Genomic DNA, 26,728 nt, shown 5'->3' with positions numbered 1-26,728 from the left:
GTGTTAAAGGATACAAGACGACATTCAATGCGGTGAATGATGCAAAAGAGGAGCTGAGAGGTTATTATACGGGTGATATCACAACAAAAGTACATAACCTGTATCTGACTGTTCCGATCCAAGCTACCTATCAGCTTTCAAATCGTTGGAATGTACAGGCAGGTCCTTACATTTCTTTTGCGGTAAAAAAGGAATTCTATGGCGAGGCCTACAACGGCTATCTTAGGCATGAGGAGCCTACCGGAAATAAGATTGTTGTAGATAATGCTGATTATGATTTCTCGGAGAGTGTTAGAAGTATTGATGTTGGTATGAGTTTGGGCGCACATTATGCTATCGACAGAAGATTCTTTGCGTTGGCACAGTTGGATTATGGCTTCAATAATATTATGAAAACCGGATTTGAAAGTATTAGCTTCGGGTTACATAATATCTTTATGAATGTTGGTATAGGTTATAAATTGAAATAGCTTTAATATCCATAAAAAAGAAATGGCCGATCCTAGGATCGGCCATTTCTTTTTTATACTGTTATGCTCATTTAAATGATGCGGAGTTTTACATTTTTAATCCGATTTCTCTTAAGCGTTCATCCAGGTACTGACCAGCGGTATAATCTTCGTAGGCCTTCGGGTGTTCCGCATCGATGCAGGAATCCAATGAAGCCAAACTCATGGCGGATTTTGGATGTAAAAAGAAAGGAATAGAAAAACGGGAAGTACCCATCTTCTCACGTGGTGGGTTTACTACGCGATGCGTAGTAGATTTCAACTTATTGTTTGTTAACCGTTGCAACATATCACCTACATTGATGACGATATCTTCACCCTTGGCTTTGATAGGAAACCATTCCCCGTCTTTTGTCATCACTTCAAGACCATCCGCACTAGCTCCAATCAATAAGGTGATGAGGTTAATATCTTCGTGGGCGCCTGCGCGTACTGCGTCAGGGGCTAAGGCGTCAGGATCGTTTATTGGGAAGTAATGGATAGCACGTAGAATAGAATTACCGTTGATGACATATTGTTCAAAGTAATTTTCTTCCAGATCGAGGTAGGTCGCGATCGCTTTCAATAAGTCGCGGCCTGTATCTTCTAGTTTTTTATAAACCTCAGCGGTTACGCCATTAAAGCGAGGAATTTCAGCTACTTCAGGATTGTCCGGAAAATCAGCTTTGGAATATTCTTCACCAACAATCGTTTGACCGCGTTGCCAGAATTCTTTTAAGTCAGGTGTTTTCGCGTCTTTGGCTTTTTCTCTTCCTTTTGCGGTATAGCCACGTTGACCTGCAAGTTCTGGAAATTCATATTTTTCCTTGATCTCAGTAGGCAAAGCAAAAAATTCAGGAACCACCTGATATAATTCCTCAATCAGCTCTTTTGATAAGCCATGATTTGCAATCGTTACAAAGCCTGTTTCATTGAAAGCTTTGCCAATATCTTGGATAAATTGATTTCGTTGTTCTTGGGTTCCTTGTGTATAATGTAGCAAGTCCAAGCGAGGTATGTTTACTAAAGCCATACAGTGTTGATGTTTGTTCAGGACAAAGTTAACGGAATTAATTTTGATTATTAAACAGGGACTGTTAATAAAAGTTTTGTGTTTCTGTTTATTTTGCTGTATGTCAGTGTTTAAAAGTTTTCCACATTTCAAAATTGACGACAAGTATCGTTAGGTATGTGTGCCGAATTATGCTGACGAACATATGACAAAATTTATAATTTCGAGCTTGTTATTCTAATTGCTAACTGGTATATTTGTTATGCAAGCATAATAAATAGCTTGTGGGTACGCTTATGAACCAAAATCAGACAATCGATTATTTTTTAAAAACAGGCTGGCAGACAATAGCCAATAAATATAATCAAATTGCTTCGCAGTACGGTTTTACCCAGGCTGCGGGATATATTTTGATTAACATCCATAAAGAGGGTACACCTGTTTCTCAGATTGCAAATTTGACAGGAGTTAAAACAACTAGTTTGTCTCGGGTGTTGAATAATTTGGAGTCATTGGGATTTATATACCGCGAAACGAGTGAGACCGACAAGAGGTCCGTAAAAGTGTATTTAACCGAATTGGGGCGAGAGAAAAGACGGATTGCTAAAGATGTTGTTCGTAATTTCAATCAATATTTAGCGGACAATTTTTCAGAAAATGAACGGGATCAATTGATTGCTTCTTTAGCGAAACTCAATGAGCTCGCAACAAGTTACAAAGAAGAAGTAATCATCTAGGAATTAAACCAAATGTACAGAAGTGCATGATAAATATGTTATGATGAACAGAAATATTAGAAAAGTGGCAGTTCTCGGATCGGGTGTTATGGGCTCGCGAATTGCTTGTCATTTTGCTAACATTGGTGTTGAAGTTTTACTGTTGGATATTGTTCCGCGCGAACTGCTTCCGGCAGAACAAGCCAAAGGCTTAACTTTGGAGAGTAAGATCGTTCGGGACCGAATTGTCAACAGCTCCTTAGAAACGGCTTTAAAAACAAACCCTTCGCCAATTTATAGCAAGTCATTTGTAAGACGTATCAAAACAGGGAATTTTGACGATAATCTAAAAGACATTGCTTCTGTGGATTGGATTATCGAGGTTGTCGTTGAGCGGCTCGATGTTAAAAAATCTGTTTTTGAGCGTGTTGAGCAATTTCGAAAACCTGGGACATTGATTACTTCCAATACTTCTGGTATCCCTATTCATTTAATGACAGAAGGGCGAAGTGAAGATTTTATAGATCATTTCTGCGGCACACACTTCTTCAATCCGCCGCGCTATCTCCCTTTATTGGAAGTTATTCCAACACCGCATACCAAGCCAGAGGTTGTTGACTTTATACTTCACTTTGGTGACAAAATGCTGGGTAAATCGGTTGTGTTATGTAAAGACACTCCGGCGTTTATTGGTAATCGTATCGGTGTTTATTCGATGTTGGCGGTTACTCATTTAGTGGAACCTCTTGGATTGACCGTTGAGGAGGTCGACAAATATACCGGTCCTGCAATGGGGCATCCCAAATCGGCGACTTTTCGTACAGCCGATGTGGTAGGACTTGATACTTTGGTGAATGTTGCCAATGGACTGGCGCAGAATGCCCCAGAAGATGAAGCCAAAGGCGTTTTCCAGCTTCCTGCATTCATCAGCAAGATGGTCGAGAATAAATGGTTGGGTGAGAAAACCAAGAAAGGGTTTTATGAAAAAGTAAAAGCTGCCGATGGTAATTCGGAGATTTTATCTTTAAATCTAAAAACACTGGAATTTGGTTCACAGCAAAAAGTGAAATCCACTACCTTGGAAGCTACCAAGCCTGTGGAGGATATCCGCAAGCGGATGAAAGTATATGAACAAGGGAGCGATAAAGCGGCGGAACTCTTCCGTGCCATGCATTATCCATTGTTTGAATATGTATCCCGCCGTGTTCCCGAAATTACAGATGACTTCTTCCGGATCGATGATGCCATGCGTGCTGGATTTGGTTGGGAGTTAGGACCATTTGAAGTATGGGATGCGCTAGGTGTTCGCGAGACTTTAGCTAAAATTAAGACCGAAGAAAAACGACTTCCGGGTCAGGATGGAGAGGTTGCTACCTGGATACACGAGATGTTGGAAGCCGGATGTGAATCATTCTATAAAATAGAAAATGGTGTACGTCACTATTATGATATTGCGACCAAATCGTATAAAGCTATTCCCGGTACCGAAGATCTGATCGTATTGGATCACATCCGGGAAAGTAAGACAATCTGGAAAAATACGGGTGTTTCTATTATTGATCTGGGCGATGGTATCATTAATTGTGAATTTCATACCAAGATGAATACCATTGGTGGGGATGTTATCCAGGGATTGAATAAAGCCATTGACCTTGCTGAAAAAGAGTATCGCGGTTTAGTGGTGTCCAATGATGGAAAAAACTTTTCTGCTGGAGCGAATATCGGAATGATTTTCATGATGGCCGTCGAACAGGATTTTGATGAATTGAATATGGCCGTTCGTGCATTTCAAAATACATCCATGCGCTTACGCTATTCGTCAATACCTGTAGTCGTTGCGCCATTTCAAATGACGCTTGGTGGGGGCTGTGAATTCTCCATGCATGCCGATTTTGTGCAGGCTCACGCCGAAACCTATATGGGCTTGGTTGAACTGGGGGTTGGTGTTATTCCTGGTGGTGGCGGAACCAAAGAATTTACGCTACGTGCCTCGGAGGAATTTAAAGATGATCAAATTGTCCAAAATACGTTAAAAGATAAATTCCTGACTATTGGTCAGGCAAAAGTTTCGACTTCTGCCTATGAAGCCTATGAGCTCGGCTATTTGCAGAAAGATAAATTTGCAATCACCATGAATCGTGCCCGTCTTCTGGCGGATGCCAAGGCAAAGGCATTAGAATTGGCAGATGAGGGTTATGTTCAGCCTGCTCCTCGCAATGATATCAAAGTTTTGGGAAATCAAGGATTAGGAATCGTTTATGTGGGCGCTTCATCAATGCGTGAAGGCAATTACATCTCTGATTATGATCGTAAGATCTCAGAGAAACTAGGCTGGGTAATGTGTGGTGGAAATTTATCGTCACCGACGGAAGTGTCTGAACAGTATTTACTGGATCTTGAACGTAAAACATTCCTTGAGCTTTGTGCTGAACGCAAAACGCTTGAAAGAATTCAATTTATGTTGACCAAGGGTAAGCCTTTACGGAACTAGAACTCACTACTCACGAAAAAATTAAAAATAATGGAAGCATATATAGTAGCAGGATTTCGTACAGCAGTAGGCAAAGCGCCCCGGGGAGTATTTCGCTTTATGCGGGCCGATGATTTAGCCACGGATGTTATTAAACATCTTGTATCCACTGTGCCGAATTTAAATAAAGAAGATATAGATGATGTCATTGTTGGGAATGCCATGCCGGAAGCGGAGCAGGGACTCAATATGGCCCGTTTCATTTCACTGATGGGATTGGACACGGATAAGGTCCCGGGTGTAACCGTTAACCGGTACTGCGCATCAGGCCTAGAAACCATTGCAACCGCGGTAGCAAAGATTAAGACTGGGATGGCAGATGTTATCATTGCCGGTGGTGTAGAGGTGATGTCCGGAATGCCTTTTGGAGGTTGGAAGATTGTGCCTAATCCTGTTGTGGCAAAAGAGCATCCTGACTGGTATTGGGGAATGGGATTGACTGCCGAAGCCGTAGCCAAAGATTACAATGTTTCACGCGAAGATCAGGATGCTTTTGCACTTAAATCAAATCAAAAGGCAGTTGCAGCTATTCAAAACGGTCATTTGAAAGATGGGATTGTGCCTATTACTGTAAAAGAAAATTACCTGAAAGACGGTAAGATTGCAACGCGCGAATATGTTGTTGATACAGATGAAGGTCCTCGGGCTGATACTTCCCTGGAGGCTTTAGGGAAACTAAAACCAGTCTTTGCAGCGAATGGTTCAGTAACGGCGGGGAATTCCTCACAAACTTCTGATGGAGCAGCATTTGTCTTGGTGATGTCTGAAGCAAAAGTGAAAGAACTTGGTGTTAAACCAATTGCAAAGCTTGTTAGTTTTGCTGTGGCAGGTGTTCCACCGCGCATTATGGGCATAGGGCCTATCTACGCTATTCCAAAGGCCTTGGCGAAAGCTGGGCTTAAAAAAGAAGATATTGATCTATTTGAACTGAATGAAGCTTTCGCGTCTCAATCGTTAGCCGTTATTCGCGAACTCGGATTAGACGAAGAGAAAGTGAATGTCAATGGTGGTGCCATAGCATTAGGGCATCCACTTGGTTGTACAGGCGCGAAATTGACAGTCCAGGTCCTAAATGAGTTAAAGCGTAGAGGCAAAAAATACGGCATGGTGACGATGTGTGTTGGAACTGGCCAAGGAGCAGCTGGTATTTTTGAGTTATTGGACTAAATAGGTCTTTAAAAACAGTGATATAATTAAAATATGGATCTCTGATCTCATAGTGAATAGAAGTATTTAACAACATTGTGGACAGCATTCGTCGCATAGCAAGATTTTGCTGCCCATACAAATCTAAAAAGACAATGAGCGAAAATAAAGCAATTAAAGGCGGAGAGTTCGTGATTAGGGAGACGCCCTATACAGCAGTTTTTATTCCGGAAGAATTTGATGAAGAAGCCAAAATGATTCGTCAAACTTGCTTGGATTTCTTGGATACGGAGGTATTGAACAAACTTGATCGTATAGATGCACAAGAAGAGGGGCTTATGCCTAGTTTGATGGATAAGGCCGGTGAACTCGGGATGCTGGGAGTTTCTATTCCCGAAGAATATGGTGGTTTCGGCAAAAATTTTAACACGTCTATGCTTGTTGCAGATGCGGTAGGTGGTGGGTTTTCTTTTGCTGTCGCATTGTCTGCTCATACGGGAATCGGAACACTGCCTATTTTGTATTATGGTAATGATGCCCAAAAGGCGAAATATATTCCAAAGCTTGCTACCGGTGAATGGAAAGCTTCATATTGTTTGACAGAGCCCAATGCCGGATCGGATGCAAATTCTGGACGTACCTCAGCAAAATTAAATGCTGAAGGAACACATTATTTGATCAATGGTCAAAAAATGTGGATTACAAATGGTGGTTTTGCAGATATCTTTATCGTATTTGCAAAAATCGATGATGATAAAAATCTGACGGCATTTATTGTCGAAAAGGATTTTGGTGGTATCACGATGAATCCAGAAGAACATAAATTAGGCATCAAAGGGTCGTCAACACGTCAAATCTTTTTTAATGACTGTGCTGTGCCCATAGAAAATATGCTTTCTGATCGTGAAAACGGATTTAAGATTGCTGTAAATATCCTGAATATTGGACGTATAAAACTGGGCGCTGCCACAATTGGTTCGGCACGTATGGTGATTAATCATGCGGTGCAGTATGCCAATGAACGTGTGCAGTTTAATCTGCCGATTTCTAAATTTGGTGCCATTCGTTATAAGCTCGCTGAAATGGCAACACGTTTGTTTGCTGTGGAATCTGCGTCATATCGCGCGGGTCAAAATATCGATGATGCCTATGATGCATTGATCGCTGGTGGTATGGATGAAGCGAAAGCAAAATTGAAGTCTGTGGAGCAGTTCGCAATTGAGTGTGCTATCATCAAGGTATGGTGTTCGGAGATGTTAGATTATGTGGTTGATGAGGGCGTGCAAATCTATGGTGGAATGGGCTATTCTGCAGATGCGCCGATGGAACGCGCTTATCGGGACTCACGGATCAACAGGATTTTTGAAGGTACCAATGAAGTGAATCGATTACTTGTGGTTGACATGTTGTTAAAACGGGCCATGAAAGGTGAATTGGATCTGATGGGACCAGCGCAAGCTGTAGCCGGAGAGCTTCTAGCTATTCCAGATTTTGGTGAAGAGGACGACGCACCTTTTGCTGCAGAAAAGAAAATTGTGGCAAACCTTAAAAAAGCAGGCCTATTGATTGCCGGAGCAGCTGTGCAAAAATTGATGATGTCTCTTTCCAAAGAGGAGGAAATCCTCATGAACATTGCAGATATTATCGGGTATGTTTATATCACTGAGTCAGTCTTGTTGCGTGCGGAAAAATTGCTGCATACAGGATCAGCTAAAGCAGACTATGCGAAAGATATGGCTAAAATTTACCTGTATGGTGCTATTGATAAAGTTAGCGCTGCTGGCAAAGAAGCATTATATTCTTTTGGCGAAGGCGACGAACTGAATATGATGTTAGTTGGTTTGCGCAGATTCACAAAAGCACAGCCATTTAATGTGAAAGATGCACGTCAGCGAATCGCAAAAAAATTGATCGATGAGAATAAATATTGTTTTTGATTGATAATAGATTATTGGTTTTGGTTGATGGCCGGAGAGAAATCTTCGGCCATTTTTGTGTTACAATACTAGAAAGTAACGGTAATTATGTTAAATTTAACCTTTAAACCCTAACCATTCTATGACATCTTCAAAATCATTTGCATTTACAGAAGACTGGGTAGTCGTCATTTTGGGGATTGCTACCATATTTCTTGCTCTCTCAGGAATTGTTGCGCCGGTACCTAGTTTTTCGTGGAGTAATTCTGCCGAACTCGTCTCAACGATATTCGACCCGACCAATTTACTGAAGCTTTTTGAGCAGTTTATTTTTGTATTCGTTACGGCGATATTAGGCGCGTTTCTTTTGGGAAAATCTGTAAAATATTTATTAGTTGTATTTCCGACTGTATTTATCCTTACGGTATTTGCCCTGATTTTGGCAGGCAACGCAACGGTGAAAGAATATAATCTCGAAGCTGTGATTTTTAGTTTGATTATCGGTTTAATTATCAGCAATTGCTTTAAACTGCCCAATTGGTTTAAAGAGGCACTCAGTACGGAACTGTATGTCAAGATAGGCTTAATTTTGCTCGGAACGACAGTGATTTTCGGAGATATTCTCAAAGCGGGATCTTTGGGGCTTATTCAAGCACTGGCCGTTGTGCTGTCTGTTTGGTACTTCGCGTTTTGGATCTGTAAAAAGCTAAAGATTGACAAGGAAATGTCCCTGATGCTGTCGAGTGCGGTTTCTATTTGTGGCGTCTCCGCCGCAATAGCAACATCTGGAGCCATCAAAGGCGATAGCAAAAAACTTTCCTATGTGATTTCGTTGGTCCTGATTACAGCAATTCCAATGATGATTTTCATGCCCTATATGGCGGAGTGGATGGGCTTGTCGCAAGAAGTTACCGGAGCTTGGCTTGGAGGAAGTATTGATACAACCGGAGCTGTAGTAGCTTCTGGCTCCTTGGTCGGTGAAGAAGCGTTGAAGATCAGTACCATTGTGAAATTTTCCCAAAATGTATTGTTGGGGCTGGCTGCTTTTGCCATTAGTATTTATTGGACCTACGCTAAATCTGTTGATGATGAAACCAAGCGCGATAAACCGACATTGAAAATTATATGGGAGCGTTTCCCGAAGTTTGTGCTGGGATTTGTGTTTGCATCGTTGCTCTTTTCATTCGTTATCTCCCCTGAGAAGATCGACGCCGTCAAAGGAAGTTTGAAAAACTTACAGGGCCTCTGGTTTACCTTGGCATTTACATCCATTGGTTTGGAAACGAACTTTAAGGATCTTTTTGCTCAAGACAATAAGAAACCGCTATATGCTTTTCTGATTGCCCAGACTTTTAATGTTATTATTACCTTATTGATTGCTCTGGTGCTATTTCGCTAAGACGGTAAGTGTTTCAAGGTGAAATAGATCGTTAAAATATGACTGTAAAGATGGCCGTCTAACTAGGACGGCCTTTTTTATGCTTTTTCATCAAGGGTTTATGCGTGAATTTTTTTCTGATTCGTAGCACAGATCTTCGTTTTTTATACAATCGCTTGCTTCTTGATTTTCGCTGGGTAGTTGGTGATTAGGATGGTTGCCTTCGCGATTTTTTTCATGCTGAAAGAAATTTGAGCCGCTTTTTATTTGCTTTAAGTGTCTTAAAATTAAGGTTTAATGGCTTTTTGAAAAAAAATATCATTAAATCTATCAAATTAGTAGTCTTTTAAAAAATATTTATATATTTGTATCGTTATCTGATTTACAGGTAAATAGGAAGGCGAGCAAAAAGGACTGACTTGATTATGAATCGAACTAGCCATGAAATTGATTTTATAACAAAGAAATGTGATGAAAGTTGTTTGAAATTGCCGCCTGATAAGTGCATATACTGATTCGTTTATGCAGCAGGAAATAAAAGAAAATAACAAGATAAAAAGAATGAAACAAAATTACTCTCCAAAAACAAGTTTATTGGTTGCTTCGGTAGAAGGATCTGTTGTTACCCTAAAAAGTGACAAGAAACGAATGTGTTGTTAAAATTTCTCTCTTACACTCTCTTATATTAGAAAAGGGAAGCCGAGGCTTCCCTTTTACAAAGTTTTAACAATGAAGCAAGTATCGATTGGCGTTGGCACTTGTTTTAGATTCACCATTAAACTGAATAAATTTATGAAAAAAAATGCTATTTTTCGAATTAGCGTCGTTTTTAGCTTGCTTTTAACGGGTTCTTACCACAGCTATGCGCAAGTAGAAAATCCTAAACCTATTATAAATGCCTCATTAACAGGTACCGTAATTGACGCCGTAACAAAAGAACCATTACAGGGGGTAACGGTTCAGCTGGAAGCTGTTACGCACCAAGTAAAAACAGACAGTAAAGGAGTTTTTCAGTTTGTAACTGGACAAAAATTACCATTTTCATTGATCGTATCCATCGTCGGTTATCAAACTCGTCACATCGTGGTAGATCATTCTCCGGCCGTGATTGAACTTACGCCACGATTGGAAGCTTTGGATCAAGTGGTCGTCACCGCACGTCGCCGTAAAGAGCAATTGCAGGACGTGCCTATTCCCGTATCAATTATTCGTGGAGCAGCATTAGAAGATGCAGGTGCTTTTAATGTTAACCGGTTGAAAGAACTGGTGCCAACTGTTCAGTTGTATGCATCGAACGCACGTAATACAACACTTAACATACGCGGACTTGGTTCCACCTATGGCCTCACCAATGATGGGATTGATCCTGGTGTTGGGTTTTATCTTGATGGCGTATATATTGCTCGTCCTGCCGCAACTTGGCTAGACTTCATTGATATTGATCAGATTGAAGTACTACGGGGACCACAGGGTACCCTCTTTGGAAAAAATACAACCGCGGGAGCTTTCAATATCACCTCACGTCTGCCTCAATTTACACCCGAGGCCAATGTGGAAGTCAGCTATGGAAACCAGGGGTTTATTCAGGCGAAGACTTCAATCTCAGGACCATTGGCCAAAAACTTGGCTGCGAGAGCTTCTTTCTCTGGTACACAGCGGGATGGAAACTTGTTTAATGTACATACCAATAGGAAGATCAATGATATCAACAACCTGGGCTTTAGAGGGCAATTGCTGTTTACCCCAACCGAAAATATCAAACTCGTACTTTCTGGGGACGTGTCATCACAAAAACCGGACGGTTATGGCTGGGCGGTTGCCGGAGTTGTAAAAACACAGCGTGCGGACTACAGACAATTTGATGCAATTATTAAAGATCTTGGCTACGAGTTGCCCTATAAAAGTGCTTTCGAACGTAAGATAGATTTGGATACTCAATCTAAAGCTGATAATAAATTGGGTGGGGTCGCATTGAATGCCGATATCAAGATTGGAGAAGGGACACTGACCTCAACTTCTGCGTGGCGGACATGGACATGGGTTCCGCTCAATGACCGCGATTATTTAGGACTTCCGGTATACACCGTTTCAGCAGGTAATTCCGTCCATAACCAGTGGTCACAGGAGTTCAGATACTCTGGTAAAATCAGTGAAAAGGTCAGCGGGGTTGTTGGTTTATTTGGTCTTTGGCAGGATCTGGGCACAGACCCTGTACATACCGAAGAAACAGGATCTGCCTTTTGGCGTTTTCAAAAAAGCTCTACCAGTGCTTTGTGGCAGACACCGGGATTATTTGATAATTTTGGAATCAAGACCGTTTACGGGATTAAAAGCACAAGCTTGGCAGCCTATACACAGATTGATTGGGCTGTAACGCCAAAATTACATATCCTCCCAGGGCTGCGCTACAACTACGATAAAAAGGTGGCTAACTACGATAGACAGACCTATGGTGGTTTGCAGACCTCAGATCCCGCCCTGCTTGCCTTAAAGAACGGTGTATATACCAATCAGACTTTTGATGTCAATGCGGATGCAGACAATTTCTCTGGTCAACTCTCCGCAAGATATCGCTTCAATCCGAAGATAAATGCTTACGCAACGTATTCAATCAGTTATAAACCTGTCGGTATCAACGTCGGCGGATTGCCCACAGCCAATGGAGCGGTGTTGCTGGATCTCGCCGAAGTAAAACCTGAGGCTGTCCGTCATAAGGAAATTGGTGTGAAGACAAATCCAACACGCAATTCACTCCTCAATCTGACCGTCTACCAAACGGATATCAAAGACTATCAAACGCAAGTGCAGACACCCGAGCCTGGGGTAAACCGTGGTTATCTGGCCAATGCCGAAAAGGTACGTGTAAAGGGTATTGAATTGGATGGAAATATCAACATCGGACATTTTCTCCGATTGAATGGAGCATTGGCCTATACTGATGCCAAATATGTTAAATTTACCAACGCACCTGTTCCCTTAGAAGAGGTTGGCGGAGCGCAAGCTTTTAAAGATATCTCTGGTGGCGTCCTTCCTGGTGTTTCCAAATGGTCCTGGTCCTTGGGCGGCGAAGCGAATAAAAGTGGGAAGCTGATCGGAATTAATGGATCTTACTTTTTGGGCGCAGACCTATTTCACCGGTCTAAATTCTCATCCAGTTCCTCACCATCACAGTACCTAAACATTGATGCCTATTCGGTATTGAACGCTCGGCTAGGATTCAGGGGATCGAATGGTATTTCGGTGTTTGTTTGGAGTAGAAATCTAACCAATAAAGATTATTACGAACAATTGCTGGCAGCACCTGGAAGCTATGGACAGTATGCAGGAGTAGTTGCCGATCCGCGGACTTACGGTGTTACACTGCGATACAATTGGAAACAAGGAAATTAAATCCGTAATTCATATTATATTTTTATCGACCGTCTCCATTTCGTTATGGGGACGGTTTTTGTTTTGCGCTAATTTTCAATAGCTCCTTTTTTTATATATGGAAATTTGTATCTTAAATCATCATTAAGGTGAATGATTTGCGCATGAACGAAAAAGAGCTTTTACAACACTATAAAACAAGCGGTGACTTGTCTACGCTGGGGAAACTATATTCGCCCTATATGTCCTTGCTTTATGGTGTGTGCTTTAAATACTTACAAGACCCCGACCGTAGTCAGGATGCTGTGATGCAGATATTTGAAGAACTTATCACGAAGCTTCGGCAATATGAAGTCGATAATTTTAAGAGCTGGTTACACGTTTACAGCAAAAATTATTGCCTGATGCAGTTACGTAAAGATAAGCGGACAACACAGGTTGATATTGAAGACAATTTGTTCGAAAGTGAACAAAAGTTAAATGATACCAGTGAAGTCAAATGGGAAGAAAAAGACTTTGAGAAACTGGAGGGATGTATGCAGACTTTAAACCACGAACAACAAGAATGTGTACGTTTATTCTATCTCGAGCAAAAATGTTATAAAGATATTGCAGATTTGACCGGATATGACTTGAATAAGGTCAAGAGTGCTATTCAAAATGGAAAGCGCAATCTAAAAATCTGTATGGAAAGGAAAGAAAATGGAAAATAATTATCAATTATCACGGATTCATAATTACATCCATGGTTTGATGACTAAGGAGGACATGTTTCAACTGGAACGAGAAGCATTGGAAGATCCCTTTTTACAAGATGCTATCGATGGTTATCGATTACAAAATGGTGTGGATGCCCGACAATTGAGTCTATTGCAGCAACGTCTCAATCGTCGTGTAGAAGATACAGTTGCGACAAGACATGCCCAATATTTCACTTGGCAGCGTCTGGCGATAGGTGCTACCGCAGGGGTACTTTTTGTGACTTTATTGGCCTTGCTCTATTTTAAACATTTTAGCGGTAAAGCGGAGCGTACAACGGATGTAGAGTTGAGCGAGCCTGAAAATAAGGTGTCTGTTGAACCATTGTTGGATGGAGGTGATGCAACGCCGCGTGAAGGATGGAAAATTTTTGAACAGTACCTCAATCAGAAGTCCGTTACATCTGTAAGAGGAGGCGAAATTATTGTCAATTTTACAATCGACAAAAATGGAGTGCCTACTCATATCAGTGCTGAAGGACAACCAGATCAGTCGCTCGTTGATGAAGCGGTTCGACTTTTGCAGTTTGGGCCAAAATGGCAGGGAACAAAAGGGCGTCTGAAAATTGTGTTCCCCGTCAAAGAGGAACGGAACTCGGCACAAGTAATTGTAATTAAACCGCCGCATTGTTTTGGAATCGAAAAAAAATAATAGTGATAAAAAGCAGCGAGCCATTTCTTTCATAGGAAATGGCTCGCTGCTTTTTTATATAGTCTGAATTACTTAAAATGCATATCTCAGGCCTAATTGTACTTGATAAGGATTACCATTTAAATTGGATACTCCCACACCAGAACTCATATTATAAATATATTGTTGACTGGTTGCATCAAAGCTTTTGATGGCATATAGATTTTGCTTACCCAGATTGTGTCCTACACCCCAAGTTTTTTTCAATAGGTTGGCTACATTGAAAATGTCTATCGAAGCTTCAATGCCATGTTTCTTGTAAACTTTTAGATTTTTAGCCAAATGTAAGTCAAATACGCCGTAAAAACCGTTGATGCCGCCGTTTCTTTCGGCGATGCGGTCGAGGTTACCATTGATGTATTTTTTAATGCTCTGTTCTGCCTTTGGATCATCCAAAATGGCTTGAATGCCCGATTTGATGTAATCGGGTGTGTTTTTATTGCTGGGGTTGTAAACGAAGGCAAGATCGTTGGAATTTACAAAATCACCATTAACATTCCCGTTAACCGCTAGGGAATAGCGCGTTCCTGCAATTCCGCTAAAACGTAAACCCATAGATACACCCCATAGCGATGGCATAGTACCATAAAAAACAACTTTATGGCGGAATTGATTGTCCGAATACGTCATCGTACTCAAGTCGCGTGGATCATCTTTCACCATCAGCGAAAGGGTAGCGGAATTTGCGACGTTGCCGTTGTAGGAGGTATTGTCTTTTGTGTCGTTCCAGGTGTAAGATACGGTTATCTGCCCGTCTTTATAATAACGATAAGTTCCGTCCAGCACAACCGTATAAGAATTGTTTTTTCCTTCACTGTTCATTTCCAGTACGCGGCCTATTTGTTTTGTTTTACGGCTATTGGTCCAGTTGGCGGCACCATTTGTCGTATTGATGCTTGATGCCGGAACATACACCCCACGGTTACCTTCGGCGGTCAGCCTAAAGTAAGGATCCTCCACCATATTGCGATCTACATACATATAATTGTTGCGCCCCCAGGTTCCGTAAGCGCTTAAACCGATGCGTAGCGAAGGTGTGAAAAAGTGATTGATGGAAATATTCGCTTTATATACAGTTGGCACTTTTACATCCTTGCTATTGGTATTGATGGTAACAAGTTTTTCGATCTTCGGGTTGTCCAGCAGTTCGCGCCCTGGAGCTGTATCGGGGTCTTGGCGATATCCTGCAAAATTTGGTTTGGGAATTAAAGTAGGGTCAGTAATATCTACACCGGCAATGCGTGAGCCATCAAACAACATATTGTTTAACATAGAATAGGGGTTGAGGGCCGAACCGAATATACCAGCGCCAAAACGGATTATATTTTTCTTTTCTTCATTGATATCCCAGTTGAACTGCACGCGGGGTTGTATCTGAAAAGTGTTGATACCATTATCGGTTGAAAGGCCCAGTTCGTCATAGACTGTTTGGTTGAATGTAGCCTTCTTTAGGTATTTCGTATTGTCCAGACGTAGGCCGCCGACAACATCAAGACCCCTAGCGATTTTAGCTTCCATCTGTCCATAGAGACCTACAGCTAGATTGTTGACCAAGGTGTTTTCTTTGTCAGTCATATATACATCACGGGCATAGCGATAAGGAGTCAGGTTATCGAAATTTTGTAGACCAGTAAAATAGAAACGACCATTCATTTCGCTGCCGTAGCGGAAATCCATGTTCGTATACATGACATCTGCACCGAAGGTATATTTGATTTTATCTGTGTTATAATAGAGGTTGTTGACCAGTTGTAACATATTTCCGTTGAACCATTCTGGTGCATAACGCTGACCACCAAGCTGTATTGAATTGGTATATTTATTTGTGCCGTCCACCGATTGAACAGATTCAACGATCGCACGTGGAATACTGTGTGACTGATCAAATCCAGCTACATTGTGCTGTGCTTCAGAACGCTCATAAAAATGTTGCACCTTCAAATCGTTGGTCAATTTGGAACTGATCGACGTGCGCAAGGAGGCCATGAGGCTGTTGTTAATATACCTTCTGTTGGTGTAGGATTCAAAAGCATTGATGCCTGTATTGTCTCCCTCTTGTTGATTGTCCATGTCGTAGACAAAGTTGTTCCGAATAGTCAATAAGTTTTTATCGTTCAATTGCCAATCAATGCGGGCGAAGGCCGCGTCGGTCTTTTTCTTCTTGTCAAAGGAACCAAACAGGCGATCGGCACTTGCACCATATTTACCTACAGCAATGCGGGTAAACTCATCTAATGTAGCCTGCGTTACTTTGTACCGTGCAATGTCCTCCGTTGTTTGAATGTCTGCGATCTGAAGAGGACGGGTGTCCATCTGACGGTCCCAAGTTACAAAGAAGTGAGCTTTGTCTTTTATGATTGGACCTCCAAGTGAGAATCCATATTGATAGGTGGAGAATTTTTGTTTTCGGGCTGTTCCATTGAGGTTGTACTTACTCGAAAGCCAACCTGCCCGGGCAAAAGTAAATGCACTTCCAGTTAACGTATTTGTACCGGATTTGGTTACGGTGGTAATGCTGCCCCCTCCGCTGCGACCGAATGTGACATCGTAGTCATTGGTCACTACTTTGAACTCTCGAATGGCTTCCATGGAGATTGAATAAGCTCCGCCGCTATTTCCACCGGCCACTGTGCTGCGCGAATTCATTCCGTCTACCGTAAAATTGGTCGATGAAGCGCGCTGTCCAGCTAGATTTGTACCACTGCTGACAGGCGATAAATCAATCAGAGAGGAAAAATTACGTCCATTTACAGGCATTTTTTTGAGGTCATTGGCCGTAATGGCGGTAGATGCACCCAATGTCTTGATCTTGTTTTTTAGGTCAGCCGCAGTGCCTTGAACGATAACTTCATCCAATTTATTTTCAGCTGACGATAAGGTGAAATCCACATTGAGTTCGTCACCATAGCTCAATTTATAGTCGGTCTTTTTTTGTTCTGCATAGCCAACGTGGTTGATTGTGATGCTGTATGGCGAACCCAAAGGTAATTGCTGAAAGGTATAGACACCATTTTGGTTGGTCAGTGTCGTTTGTTTAAATCCTGTTGATTCATTCCTTACCGATACAGATGTTCCTTTTACAGGCCCATTGTTGTCTATGATCCGACCTGTAATCGTCGCTTCGGTACCCTGAGCCCAACTGTTGGTTGGAATTTGGAAAAATGTAATAATGGTTAATACCATTAACCAAACGATGTTTCTTTGCATAATAATTTCACTTTTTAGTTGATTAGCGTCTGTCACAAGTATGTTGCGAAATTATCTCTGCAAGATTGTTAAATGGTTAAGATCTCATTATGAAATATTTAATAAAAATGGGTTTTGATGGTCCGTCATGCATAATTAATTAACCTATAAACAGCGAGCGGCTCAGATACCTCTAAGCCGCTCGCTGTTTATTATAAAGTTGAGAAGATTTATTCTTCCCAACGAATTTTATCTGCAATTGGTGTGCGGATAGGTTCGCGTGCCTCAGATTGATGGTGTCCTAAGTAGAATAGACCAATACATTTTTGATTTTCTTCGAGATTTAAGAAACCACCCAAATGATTGATTAAACCGGGAGTCGCCCAGTATCCACCAATGTTTAGCGAGTGTGCAGCTAACCACATGTTTTCAACTGCTGCAGCTGTACAGGCCAATTCTTCCCATTCGGGAACTTCACCTGTATAATTGACAACAATAGCGATCGCAACGTTTGACTGTGTTGCTTTTTTGCCCATTGTTATTTCTGTTGCCTCAGTGTACTTCTCTGCTGGTGTTACCGATTTGTAAATACGTGATAACTCCGTGCCCAAACGTTCCAATCCCTCTTTGCGGAAGATGACAAAACGCCAAGGTTGTGTCCTTTTATGTGTTGGAGCAGCATTGGCCGCTTCCAAGATACTCAAGATATCTTCTTTACTGACTTCTTCTTCAGTAAAGGAAGCTTGAAATACTGATCTTCTGTAGTGTATTGCCTTTAATACGTCGTTTTTCATTATAATTTATTTTTCCTTTATGCTTTTTCTTCCCATAAAGATACAACATGCAAAATTGTTTTGACGGCTTTTTCCATATCTTGTACAGCTACCCACTCTTGTTTTCCATGGAAAGCATGCCCTCCGGCAAAAATATTTGGACAAGGCAGCCCCATAAACGAAAGACGGGAGCCATCTGTTCCACCACGGATACTTCTTCTTTCGGCTACCATTCCTGCTCGATTGATGGCTTCCATCCCGATTTCCATAATTTCAGGATGCTGATCCAGCACTTCTTTCATATTACGATATTGTTCTTTTACAACAAAAGTATAAGTACAGTTTGGATATTGCTCCACGATTGATTTTGCTATACCTTCCAGTTCATCTTCATGTTTCTTGAGATTGGCCGTAACGTGATCACGTACGATAAATTGAATTTCTGCTTTTTCCACAGATCCACTGATATGAACAGGATGTACGAAACCGTCTTTTTTGTTGGTGCTTTCAGGTGAAAGCCTATCTTTCGGTAGCGCCTCAATTATTGCACTGGCGATTTTGATGGCGCTTTGCATCTTCCCTTTAGCAAAACCTGGATGCACCGATACGCCATGAATAGTTAATGTAGCTCCATCTGCGGAAAATGTTTCATCTTCGATGGTTCCGGCTCTTTCACCATCCATGGTATAAGCGAAATCTGCTGCTAAACGTTTTAAATCTGCTTTATCAACCCCTCTGCCAATCTCCTCATCTGGCGTAAAAAGAATTTTGATATCACCATGTTTGATTTCAGGATGTTTCATTAATAAACGGGCAGCATCCATGATTTCGGCCACACCTGCTTTGTCATCTGCACCGAGTAAAGTAGTGCCACTCGCTGTAATGATATCATGGCCAATTTGATTGGCTAGATCGGGATGTTCGGCATATTTGATGATAATACTATTGTCATCAGGAAGCACAAGATCCTGGCCCTGATAGTTAGCATGAACCAGTGGTTTTACATCTTTTCCAGAAGAGTCCGGAGATGTATCCATATGAGAACAGAAACAGATAACGGGAACTTGCTTTGTGGTATTGGATGGAATAGTTGCGTAAATATATCCATTTTCATCCATTGCCGCGTCTGAAATACCCAATGCCAGCAACTCCGTTACAAGTAACTTTCCTAGGTTCTTTTGCTTTTCTGTAGAAGGACATGTTGGTGAATTTGCATCAGATTGTGTGTCAATCTGTACATAGCGTTGAAATCTTTCGGATACCGAAAAATCACTTATGTTGTTGATCTCAAATGTGCTCATTTTTTAATAGCCCTAATGTGATAAGGGTGGTCAAACTTAGATAAATTGCTTTTTATTTGCAATTTAATTTGGTTGCATTTACAAACAATTTACCCTTCATACATGCGTTTGACGCTATTGTAACAAATGGGCAATAACAGAAAGGGATCGGAGCGGATAGAATCCTAATTTTCGCTAAAGAGAATGTACCGCTAAAGAAAATGTATCGCTAGATAGCATTGTGCTGGAGATCTTTTGAGCTGTTTGGTTTATCCATGGATAGGAAAAAAGAAATCATGAGGGTCCTGCATCAATTAAAACCTTCATGACTTCGCAAACACCAACAGCAATGAAAGCAAACTGAAGGTTCTTCCTGGCCAATAAGACCAGACAATTTCAGATAAAAAAAGGACCTATCAAATTGTTGACAGGTCCTTTTTTTACATGTAAATCGTGTTCTATTTCTTTTGATCAGCGTAACCAAATACCTTCTGCAGGATATTGGTATTTCTACTGCCGCCTATGTTGTGTCTAATTTTTGACTCCTGGTCGGCAACTTTGATAAATAGACCATCTATTGCTTTCTGCGTAACATATGCCGTAAGATTTGTCTCCACTTTATTGCCTAAAGGAAGGTTGTTGTAAGCTGTTGTCAATTGGGTCCAGTACTGGTCCACATTGTTTGTACCCATGGCAGATTTGATAACAGGACTAAACTTGTTTGTTAATTCGGTCGATGTATTTGTTTTAAAAAACGTTGTCGCGGCGTCTTCTTTGCTACCTAAAAGAATGTTGGTTGCATCTGTAATCGTCATCTTCGAAAGTGCATTGACAAATACTGGGGCAGCCTCTTTAACGGCTCCCTCCGCAGCTCTGTTCATGCTCTGTATAAACTGATCGCACAATTTCCCCATCCCAACAGCACGAAGCGTTTTTTCTACTTTCTGTGCTTCGGCAGGCATCAAAATCTTTACTGCTGCATCTCCCAAAAAACCATCCTTCTTGGCTAGAGATTCGATACTCAGATTTAAGCCGTTGCTTAAAGCCTGTTTGATTCCCAACGATGCATCCTTATTGGACAAAGATGCCAAGGTATTCGATTTTGATGCTATTGCGGTCGTATTTGTTGTTGTCGTTGTTTTGATACTGTCGGTCTGGCCCTGATTTGCTTTTGCCAATGTCTCACTGATTTTCTTAAAAATCTGTGCTTCGCTTGCATTGGAATAAAGTAATCCGGAGACAAATAGTGTACAATATAATAGTGGAAATTTCATCATGTTTTTATTTTGCTGTCAAAATTAAACATATCGACTGTTAATTTATGTGAAAGTTAAAACCAATTGCCAGGAAACATAGCTATTGTCGGGAATCGTAGCAGATACGCTACAGCGTGCTGAGTCCCTATTCCTGATGCGGTGTAAATAAAAGCTGTCCCACAAAATAAAACAGCAGATCCTAAGCGAACCTGCTGTTTGTGTTATAGGGTTGTTGTTATTAACAAGACATTATTTCCAGGAGAGTGTCGTTGCTACTGGAAAGTGATCCGACGGAAATTTATTCATGTAGGTGTCGGTCAGGATACCATATTTTTTTACCTGGAAAGGTTTGGTGATAAAGATATGGTCTATGCGGCCTGTTGGTCTGATGCTTTTGCCCCATCCGTTGAAGGAAGAATTCGGTTCATATTTGAAAGGAGCCAATTCATGTACGTCGGTAACTACTTTGCTATTGGCAAGTGTAAAATAAGCCTCATCTTGTTCATCCACATTGAAGTCTCCGGTTAAAATGAGCGGTAGATCTTTGGCAAACTCTTTTGCTTTTGTCAGAATCAATATTGCACTTTCGGTACGTGCAGTACGACCGATATGGTCAAAATGTGTATTCATAAAGATAAAGCGTTTTTTGTTGGCCTTGTCTTCAAAGATACCCCAGGTACAGATTCGCGGTAGTGCTGCATCCCAGCCTTTATTCGGGTGTTCGGTATCTGAGGCTGAAAGCCAGAAAGTTCCACTCTTTATCGCTTTAAAGCGATTTGTATTGTAATAAATCGCCGAGTGCTCGCCCTCTTGTGCACCATCGTCGCGACCTACACCCACGTAATCAAATCCAGGAAGGAGCTTTTTGAGATCTTGAACCTGATCAAAAAAACCTTCTTGGATACCAAAGATATCAAAACCATGGTATTTGATCAGATTGGTAAGCGGGACTTTCCGGTCGTTCCACATGTTATCGACATCGACGGTATTTCTTTGGCGTATATTATAACTGCCTGCAATAAATTCCTGCCCATACGATAGGAAAGATAAACACAGTGCTATAACGAGAAAAAGACTTTTTTTCATTTATTTGAATTATTTATGCTATTTATGAGTGATCTTCATGTGTTTAAATGAACTCGTTTCACTCGGTTATTTGTTCATCATTTATTCTTTATATAAAGGCAATCATGCTGCCTCGGGCGACACGAGTGTTTAGTTTCATCGCTATAAATGTCCTTTGTTCACTCGGTTTGTCCTTATTTCTTTAATATGCGGAGCAACAACTCAGGTTCATCAGTGGTAATAAAATCAATTTTCTGATCGATTAGATTTGTCATTTCTTCTTCTGTGTTTACGGTCCATGCATTCACTTTCATACCAAGTTGATGCGCATCTTTCAGCCATGTCGCATTCTTTTTAAAGACGGAAAAGTGATAATCCACCCCATTAATCCCAGCAGCTTTTACATCTGAAGGAGATTTATCTCCTGTAAGATATTGGATATTAGCCTTAGGAGCCAATTCGTGGATCTTTTGACAAGCTTCAAAGCTGAAGGAAATGTAATCCGTAATTTTCTCAGCTTTTAAGCTTTTGACCATTTCAACCGTTTTTGTGGTCGCTTCAAGCGTACGCTCGACCCCAAGTTTATTGATTTTCAACTCAAGGATAAGGCGTAAACCCTTTAATTTTTTTCCAACATTAATATATTCTTCCAACGTGGGAATGGATTCACCGTTAGGATGTTTCTTTTCTAAGAGCTCTTTGTAGGTTGCCGTTGCGATATCAATGCCATAGAAATCATTGTCATGGTTGACCACAAGAATATTGTCTTTGGTCAAATGTACATCAAACTCGGATCCGAAGAGCTTGAGTTCGTGGGCCGCTGTTAAGGAAGCAATGGAATTTTGCGGAAGATGGCTGTTTTTCCATACGCCACGATGTGCAATGGCTTTCGTTTGTGCGAATAATGCGGAGGATGAGATTACCATAGCCAGTGTCAGACAACTAAAAATATGTTTTTTCATGCTATAATTATGTATGAGTGTTTGTTTTCAACGGCATAATGTGCACGTTTCACTCGGTGATTTATTCCTATTCTACGTATTTATAATACCGATTACGATACTAGCAGTAAAAATCGACCTTGGTGACAGGATCGTTTCTTACAAATTTGTTTAAAAGCTGATTTTACATGGAACAAAAAAAGTGGTACTTTTTATCTCGATGTACAAGATCTAAAGTACCACTTTTATATTTAGGAATTGTTAAGTGTAATTTATTTTTTACCATTCCATTCAGCCATAAACTCATCCAGAAAGTTGAGCATATAGTCATGACGATGTGCTGCTATTTTTTTTGCAGCCTCTGTATTCATCTTATTCTTTAACAATAATAGCTTTTCGTAGAAGTGATTGATTGTAGGAGCTTCCGAATGTTTGTACGCTTCCTTATCCTTATATTCTTGAACAGGAATGTTCGGATTATACATCTCACGGCCTTTATTACCACCAAAGCTAAACGCACGGGCAATGCCTATTGCACCGATAGCATCCAAACGATCTGCATCTTGCACGATTTCCATCTCTTTTGAATGGAATGACACTTCCCCCAAACTTGCTTTGAAAGACATATTGAAGATGATTTTCTTCACATGGTCAATGATTTCAGGTGAAATTTCTAGACTTGCCAAAAACTCTCCGGCAACACGAGGGCCTATTGTTTCATCACCATCATGGAATTTACTGTCAGCGATGTCATGTAACAGTGCCGCCAATTCGCAGACCATAACATCCGCTTCTTCATCTTCTAAAATTAACTTCGTATTGTTCCATACGCGTTGAATATGCGACCAATCGTGGCCTGCTTCTGCAAATTTCAATCGATCTTGCACAAATGCTACTGTGCGCTCAATAATGTTATTCATACAATACTTTTGTTTTTTCGCGAGTACCCTCGTATAATTCGTATTCTAATAATCTACAATCTAATTTACCATTATAAAATTCTATGCGTCGGGACGCACGTAGCCCGATTTTCTTTGCCAGATCTGGATTTCCGGTAAATATATAGCCTCTATAACCTTTGCACTCCTGTTTCATGAAATCCCCCATACGCTTATAGGTAATCTCTAACTTGCTGTGCGTGCCCAGACGTTCACCGTATTCAGGATTGAATAAAATGACACCACCTTCTTTAGGAACGTGTGTTTCGGCAAAATCGCATACTTCAAACGAAATTAATTGCTCCACACCAGCAGTTCTTGCATTCATCTTTGAGACGTTGATTGCCTCCTCTGAAATATCGCTTGCAATAATTTGTGGAGCCGCTTTTTTATTGATCTGATCTTTGAGTAGTCGGCGCTCCTGGAAGAAAACTGTTTCATCATAACCGATGAAATGCATAAATGAATAGTTCATGCGCAGCAACCCTGGTTTTCTGTTTGTTGCTATCAGTGCCGCCTCAATGGCTAAAGTTCCGGATCCACACATCGGATTTACAAAAGGTGAATTACCATCCCATTTGGAAGCAATAATTGTTGAGGCTGCAAGAGCTTCCAGCATTGGCGCTTTTCCAGGGATCTTACGGTAACCATGTTTTGCCAGTGTCTCGCCTGAGGTATCGAGAAAAATTTCAGCACGGTCATCTTTCCAGTACAAGTGGACAACCGCTTTATTATTGTCCGGACCTGAATTAGGGCGCAGACCTTTTTTTTCCTTTATACGGTCCACAATTGCATCCTTAACCTTTACGTTTGCAAATAAAGGCGTGCTGATTGTCTCATTATCAACATTAGAGCTGACAGAGAAATATCCGTCAAATTGAATAAGTTCTTCCCAGGCAATTTTACTCAATTCTTCATAGAGCTCCGTCGGATTATTGGCTGTAAACTCCTTTAACGAATACAAAATCTGAGAGGCTGTGCGTAGGTTCAGATTAAGCTTGATCGTATCGTTTATACTGACCTTTAATTCTACGCCTGTAGGGAATGCCCTGACAATGTCAAAACCTAACTCTTTAACTTCCTGTTGCAAATAAGGTGATAAGCGCTTATTGCACGTTATAATAACTTTATTGGGGGTGTTGAAAACTTCCATCATATTTTGTACAAAGTTAATTAAACTCTTCCTCAAAAATTGCTTAATTTTACGCTTTAATATTTATTTTTTTGATTATGGAAATTAGAGGAAAAGTACACGAGATAGGAGCGACACAACAAGTGACAGAATCATTCAAAAAACGCGATATGATTGTAGCTTATGCCGAAAACCCACAATTTGTTGAGTATATCCGTTTTGAGGCAACACAAGACAGAACGTCAATTTTTGATAACCTTGCAATTGGTGAAGAGGTAGAAGTATCTTTTAATCTTCGTGGTCGTCCTTGGACTAATAAAGATGGCGTAACAACTTATTTCAATTCATTAGTAGCATGGCGTGTTACAAAATTAGGTAATGCTGCTCCAGCTCCATCTTCTCCAGGTTACGCAGATATGCCTGCCCCTGTAGATTTGGCGGGTTCATCAGATGATGACGATCTACCATTTTAATCTGAATAGGATTGTATAGCCTATCGCCACGCGGTAGCAAATAGATTATTTAAACTGTTCGCAATACAGTTATTTACGATAGAAAGGCTTCCTCAAGAAGCCTTTTTTCTTTGGAATCCAGTAGGCGTGCCTGATTTTTCTTGGCGCTGAAATTGCTTGCTATATGGTATCGTACATCAAAAACAACAGATATGAAATTAACCGTATTGTTCTCTTGCTTAGCAATGATTTCGCTAAGTGCATGTAATCAAACCTCAAAAGATAGTCAGCATACAACCGCAGATTCCACTGCACATGAGACTGTGGCGGTGGATACTGCCCATACATCTCAGAATTCGTTGGATTGGGCCGGTACCTATGAAGCTACTATTCCCTGTGCTGATTGTGAAGGTATCAAAACAAATATCACCTTAAAAAATGATAATACCTTTGCCATCGTCAGTGAATATATTAATAAAAATACCAAGGTCGAAGATAGTGGTAAAGTCATGTGGCACGACAACGGATCCGTTGTTCATCTCACAGGGAAGGAAACAAATATGAAACTGAAGGTGGGTGAAAACAAGCTGATTGGGCTAGATCAGGAAGGCCATGCGATTGAAGGCCCCAATGCGCATCTTTATGTATACAATAAGGTCGAAGGCGAGAAATTGTAAAACGAAGCTCCGATAACGGAATTAGCCACTGATGTATTTACCGTATGGAACTTTTCGTAATAAATAGGTCAGTAGGGCGCTAGCCAACAACGTGAGCACCGTTGCTGCCGGGATTTTCCACAAAGTGGATAAAGGAAGCAAAGGATGAATATAATTGAGCAGCAAAATATGGCAAAGGTAAATGCCAAAGCTGTGGATGTCGATAAATTCCCAGAAGGCGTTGAGTTGTTCTGGGAGCTTAAGGCCTTGCACGAAGACGAATAAAAAGCCTGCACTCAATGCGATGTTGGGGGAAAGATAGTTGTAAAGTGTCGGATCAAATTCACCTCGGGAGCTACTTAGATAATATGTCCCCGATGCTGTAATTAAACAGCAGATCAGAAAAAATGTAAAACTTGACAATTTTACCATTGGGATAGGGTAATTACGTAAGTAATGGCCCAAGACCAAATAGCCTGCATAACCCGAGAAAAAGGTCAGGTCAAAATTAGGTAGGTAACTATTGAACCATTTATTCGTAAAAAATAACGCTGCAAACCACAATCCCAAAAAGATCTCAAGCTCTCTCTTACTGCAGTTGCCCACAATTTTGCGTATGAAAGGAACTGCAAGGTAGAGCCCAAGTATCATATATAGGTACCAAAGGTGCGCATTCGTTCCTGACTTTAAGCGAATTAACACAATGTTGATAACTTGTGGAAAACCGATATAGTCAAAATCGATATAACGGACAAAATAATAGAAAAGATAGACGATGCTCCAAAAAAGAAAAGGCGGGACAATTTTCAATAAACGTTTCCGATAAAATTGTCCCGTACTTTCGTCTTTCTGCAACAGGAGGGCACCTGAAATAACGACAAACAGGGGTACCGCAAAGCGCGAGAAGCTATTGAGCCAATTGGCATAACTCCAGTCGAATGATTCAAATTCATTGCTGTTTAAGTAGCCCGAAGAGGAATGAATCAAGATAACGAGGAATATCGCAACAATACGTAGTATACTGATATAACTTGTTCGCGCCATT

20 protein-coding genes and 1 pseudogene are annotated in these 26,728 nt (G+C 40.9%); 11 read left to right on the top strand and 10 right to left on the bottom strand.

Translation table 11 applies throughout. From position 1 onward, the window contains the following. Positions 1–23: 23 nt before the first annotated feature. Positions 24–470, top strand: a pseudogene (locus tag B3297_RS13950) (outer membrane beta-barrel protein); the annotation flags it as partial. Positions 471–558: 88 nt separating this feature from the next. Here the strand turns inward: B3297_RS13950 and B3297_RS13945 are convergent. After that, positions 559–1,521, bottom strand: a complete 963-nt coding sequence (locus tag B3297_RS13945; protein WP_070570303.1) for an isopenicillin N synthase family dioxygenase — start codon at positions 1,519–1,521, stop codon at positions 559–561. Positions 1,522–1,796: 275 nt separating this feature from the next. Between B3297_RS13945 and B3297_RS13940 the strand changes: the two genes are divergently transcribed. The 8 genes from B3297_RS13940 to B3297_RS13905 all read left to right on the top strand — a co-directional run bounded on the left by B3297_RS13940 (position 1,797) and on the right by B3297_RS13905 (position 13,965). Then, the gene (locus tag B3297_RS13940) at positions 1,797–2,237 is read left to right on the top strand and encodes a MarR family winged helix-turn-helix transcriptional regulator (protein ID WP_046673745.1); all 441 of its coding nucleotides are present in this window, start codon (positions 1,797–1,799) and stop codon (positions 2,235–2,237) included. A 40-nt stretch (positions 2,238–2,277) separates the two neighbouring features. Beyond that, on the top strand, positions 2,278–4,707 hold the full coding sequence (locus B3297_RS13935) for a 3-hydroxyacyl-CoA dehydrogenase/enoyl-CoA hydratase family protein (protein WP_286779044.1): 2,430 nt from the start codon (positions 2,278–2,280) through the stop codon (positions 4,705–4,707). Positions 4,708–4,737: 30 nt separating this feature from the next. Next, positions 4,738–5,913: an acetyl-CoA C-acyltransferase gene (locus B3297_RS13930; RefSeq protein ID WP_070570298.1), complete on the top strand. Its 1,176-nt coding sequence runs from the start codon at positions 4,738–4,740 to the stop codon at positions 5,911–5,913. Positions 5,914–6,047: 134 nt separating this feature from the next. Then, complete coding sequence (locus tag B3297_RS13925; RefSeq protein WP_286769132.1) at positions 6,048–7,829, top strand: acyl-CoA dehydrogenase family protein; 1,782 nt, start codon at positions 6,048–6,050, stop codon at positions 7,827–7,829. A gap of 121 nt (positions 7,830–7,950) precedes the next feature. After that, positions 7,951–9,207, top strand: a complete 1,257-nt coding sequence (locus B3297_RS13920) for a YeiH family protein (protein ID WP_286779043.1) — start codon at positions 7,951–7,953, stop codon at positions 9,205–9,207. A gap of 771 nt (positions 9,208–9,978) precedes the next feature. Next, the gene (locus B3297_RS13915; RefSeq protein ID WP_070570292.1) at positions 9,979–12,576 is read left to right on the top strand and encodes a TonB-dependent receptor; all 2,598 of its coding nucleotides are present in this window, start codon (positions 9,979–9,981) and stop codon (positions 12,574–12,576) included. Positions 12,577–12,719: 143 nt separating this feature from the next. Beyond that, positions 12,720–13,268, top strand: coding sequence for an RNA polymerase sigma factor (locus B3297_RS13910; RefSeq protein ID WP_070570290.1), 549 nt, complete (start codon positions 12,720–12,722; stop codon positions 13,266–13,268). Continuing rightward, positions 13,258–13,965, top strand: coding sequence for a hypothetical protein (locus B3297_RS13905; protein WP_070570288.1), 708 nt, complete (start codon positions 13,258–13,260; stop codon positions 13,963–13,965). The genes B3297_RS13910 and B3297_RS13905 overlap by 11 nt, the downstream gene beginning before the upstream one ends. Positions 13,966–14,037: 72 nt before the next feature. On the opposite strand, the gene B3297_RS13900 is transcribed toward B3297_RS13905, so the two are convergent. The 8 genes from B3297_RS13900 to B3297_RS13865 form a co-directional block, all read right to left on the bottom strand. Further along, entirely contained in the window at positions 14,038–17,211 is a 3,174-nt protein-coding gene (locus tag B3297_RS13900; RefSeq protein ID WP_204990864.1) for a TonB-dependent receptor, read from the bottom strand. Positions 17,212–17,420: 209 nt separating this feature from the next. After that, a complete protein-coding gene (locus B3297_RS13895; protein ID WP_236560304.1) occupies positions 17,421–17,984 on the bottom strand; it encodes a nitroreductase family protein in 564 nt (187 codons plus the stop codon). 17 nt (positions 17,985–18,001) lie between these two features. Then, the gene (gene pepT / locus B3297_RS13890; RefSeq protein ID WP_112375015.1) at positions 18,002–19,264 is read right to left on the bottom strand and encodes a peptidase T; all 1,263 of its coding nucleotides are present in this window, start codon (positions 19,262–19,264) and stop codon (positions 18,002–18,004) included. 437 nt (positions 19,265–19,701) lie between these two features. Further along, positions 19,702–20,520: a DUF4197 domain-containing protein gene (locus tag B3297_RS13885; RefSeq protein ID WP_286779042.1), complete on the bottom strand. Its 819-nt coding sequence runs from the start codon at positions 20,518–20,520 to the stop codon at positions 19,702–19,704. A 228-nt stretch (positions 20,521–20,748) separates the two neighbouring features. Beyond that, complete coding sequence (locus tag B3297_RS13880; protein WP_201640049.1) at positions 20,749–21,585, bottom strand: endonuclease/exonuclease/phosphatase family protein; 837 nt, start codon at positions 21,583–21,585, stop codon at positions 20,749–20,751. Between the two features lie 173 nt (positions 21,586–21,758). Next, the gene (locus B3297_RS13875; protein WP_070570274.1) at positions 21,759–22,526 is read right to left on the bottom strand and encodes a glycerophosphodiester phosphodiesterase; all 768 of its coding nucleotides are present in this window, start codon (positions 22,524–22,526) and stop codon (positions 21,759–21,761) included. 251 nt (positions 22,527–22,777) lie between these two features. Continuing rightward, complete coding sequence (locus B3297_RS13870; protein WP_046673674.1) at positions 22,778–23,425, bottom strand: HD domain-containing protein; 648 nt, start codon at positions 23,423–23,425, stop codon at positions 22,778–22,780. After that, entirely contained in the window at positions 23,418–24,596 is a 1,179-nt protein-coding gene (locus tag B3297_RS13865) for a THUMP domain-containing class I SAM-dependent RNA methyltransferase (protein WP_046673747.1), read from the bottom strand. The genes B3297_RS13870 and B3297_RS13865 overlap by 8 nt, the downstream gene beginning before the upstream one ends. 77 nt (positions 24,597–24,673) lie before the next feature. On the opposite strand from B3297_RS13865, the gene B3297_RS13860 reads away from it, so the two are divergent. Beyond that, positions 24,674–25,048, top strand: a complete 375-nt coding sequence (locus tag B3297_RS13860; protein ID WP_070570272.1) for a DUF3127 domain-containing protein — start codon at positions 24,674–24,676, stop codon at positions 25,046–25,048. Between the two features lie 191 nt (positions 25,049–25,239). Further along, positions 25,240–25,704, top strand: a complete 465-nt coding sequence (locus tag B3297_RS13855; RefSeq protein ID WP_115049384.1) for a copper resistance protein NlpE — start codon at positions 25,240–25,242, stop codon at positions 25,702–25,704. Between the two features lie 21 nt (positions 25,705–25,725). Here the strand turns inward: B3297_RS13855 and B3297_RS13850 are convergent, their stop codons facing one another. Further along, complete coding sequence (locus B3297_RS13850; RefSeq protein ID WP_070570270.1) at positions 25,726–26,727, bottom strand: acyltransferase; 1,002 nt, start codon at positions 26,725–26,727, stop codon at positions 25,726–25,728. Between the last annotated feature and the right edge of the window lies 1 nt (position 26,728).

It is taken from the genome of Sphingobacterium sp. UBA3519 (genome assembly GCF_002377215.1).
In the GTDB taxonomy this organism is placed as follows: domain Bacteria; phylum Bacteroidota; class Bacteroidia; order Sphingobacteriales; family Sphingobacteriaceae; genus Sphingobacterium; species Sphingobacterium multivorum.
Note: the sequence above shows the minus strand (reverse complement) of the source record. Positions and strands in the feature narration are given on the sequence as shown.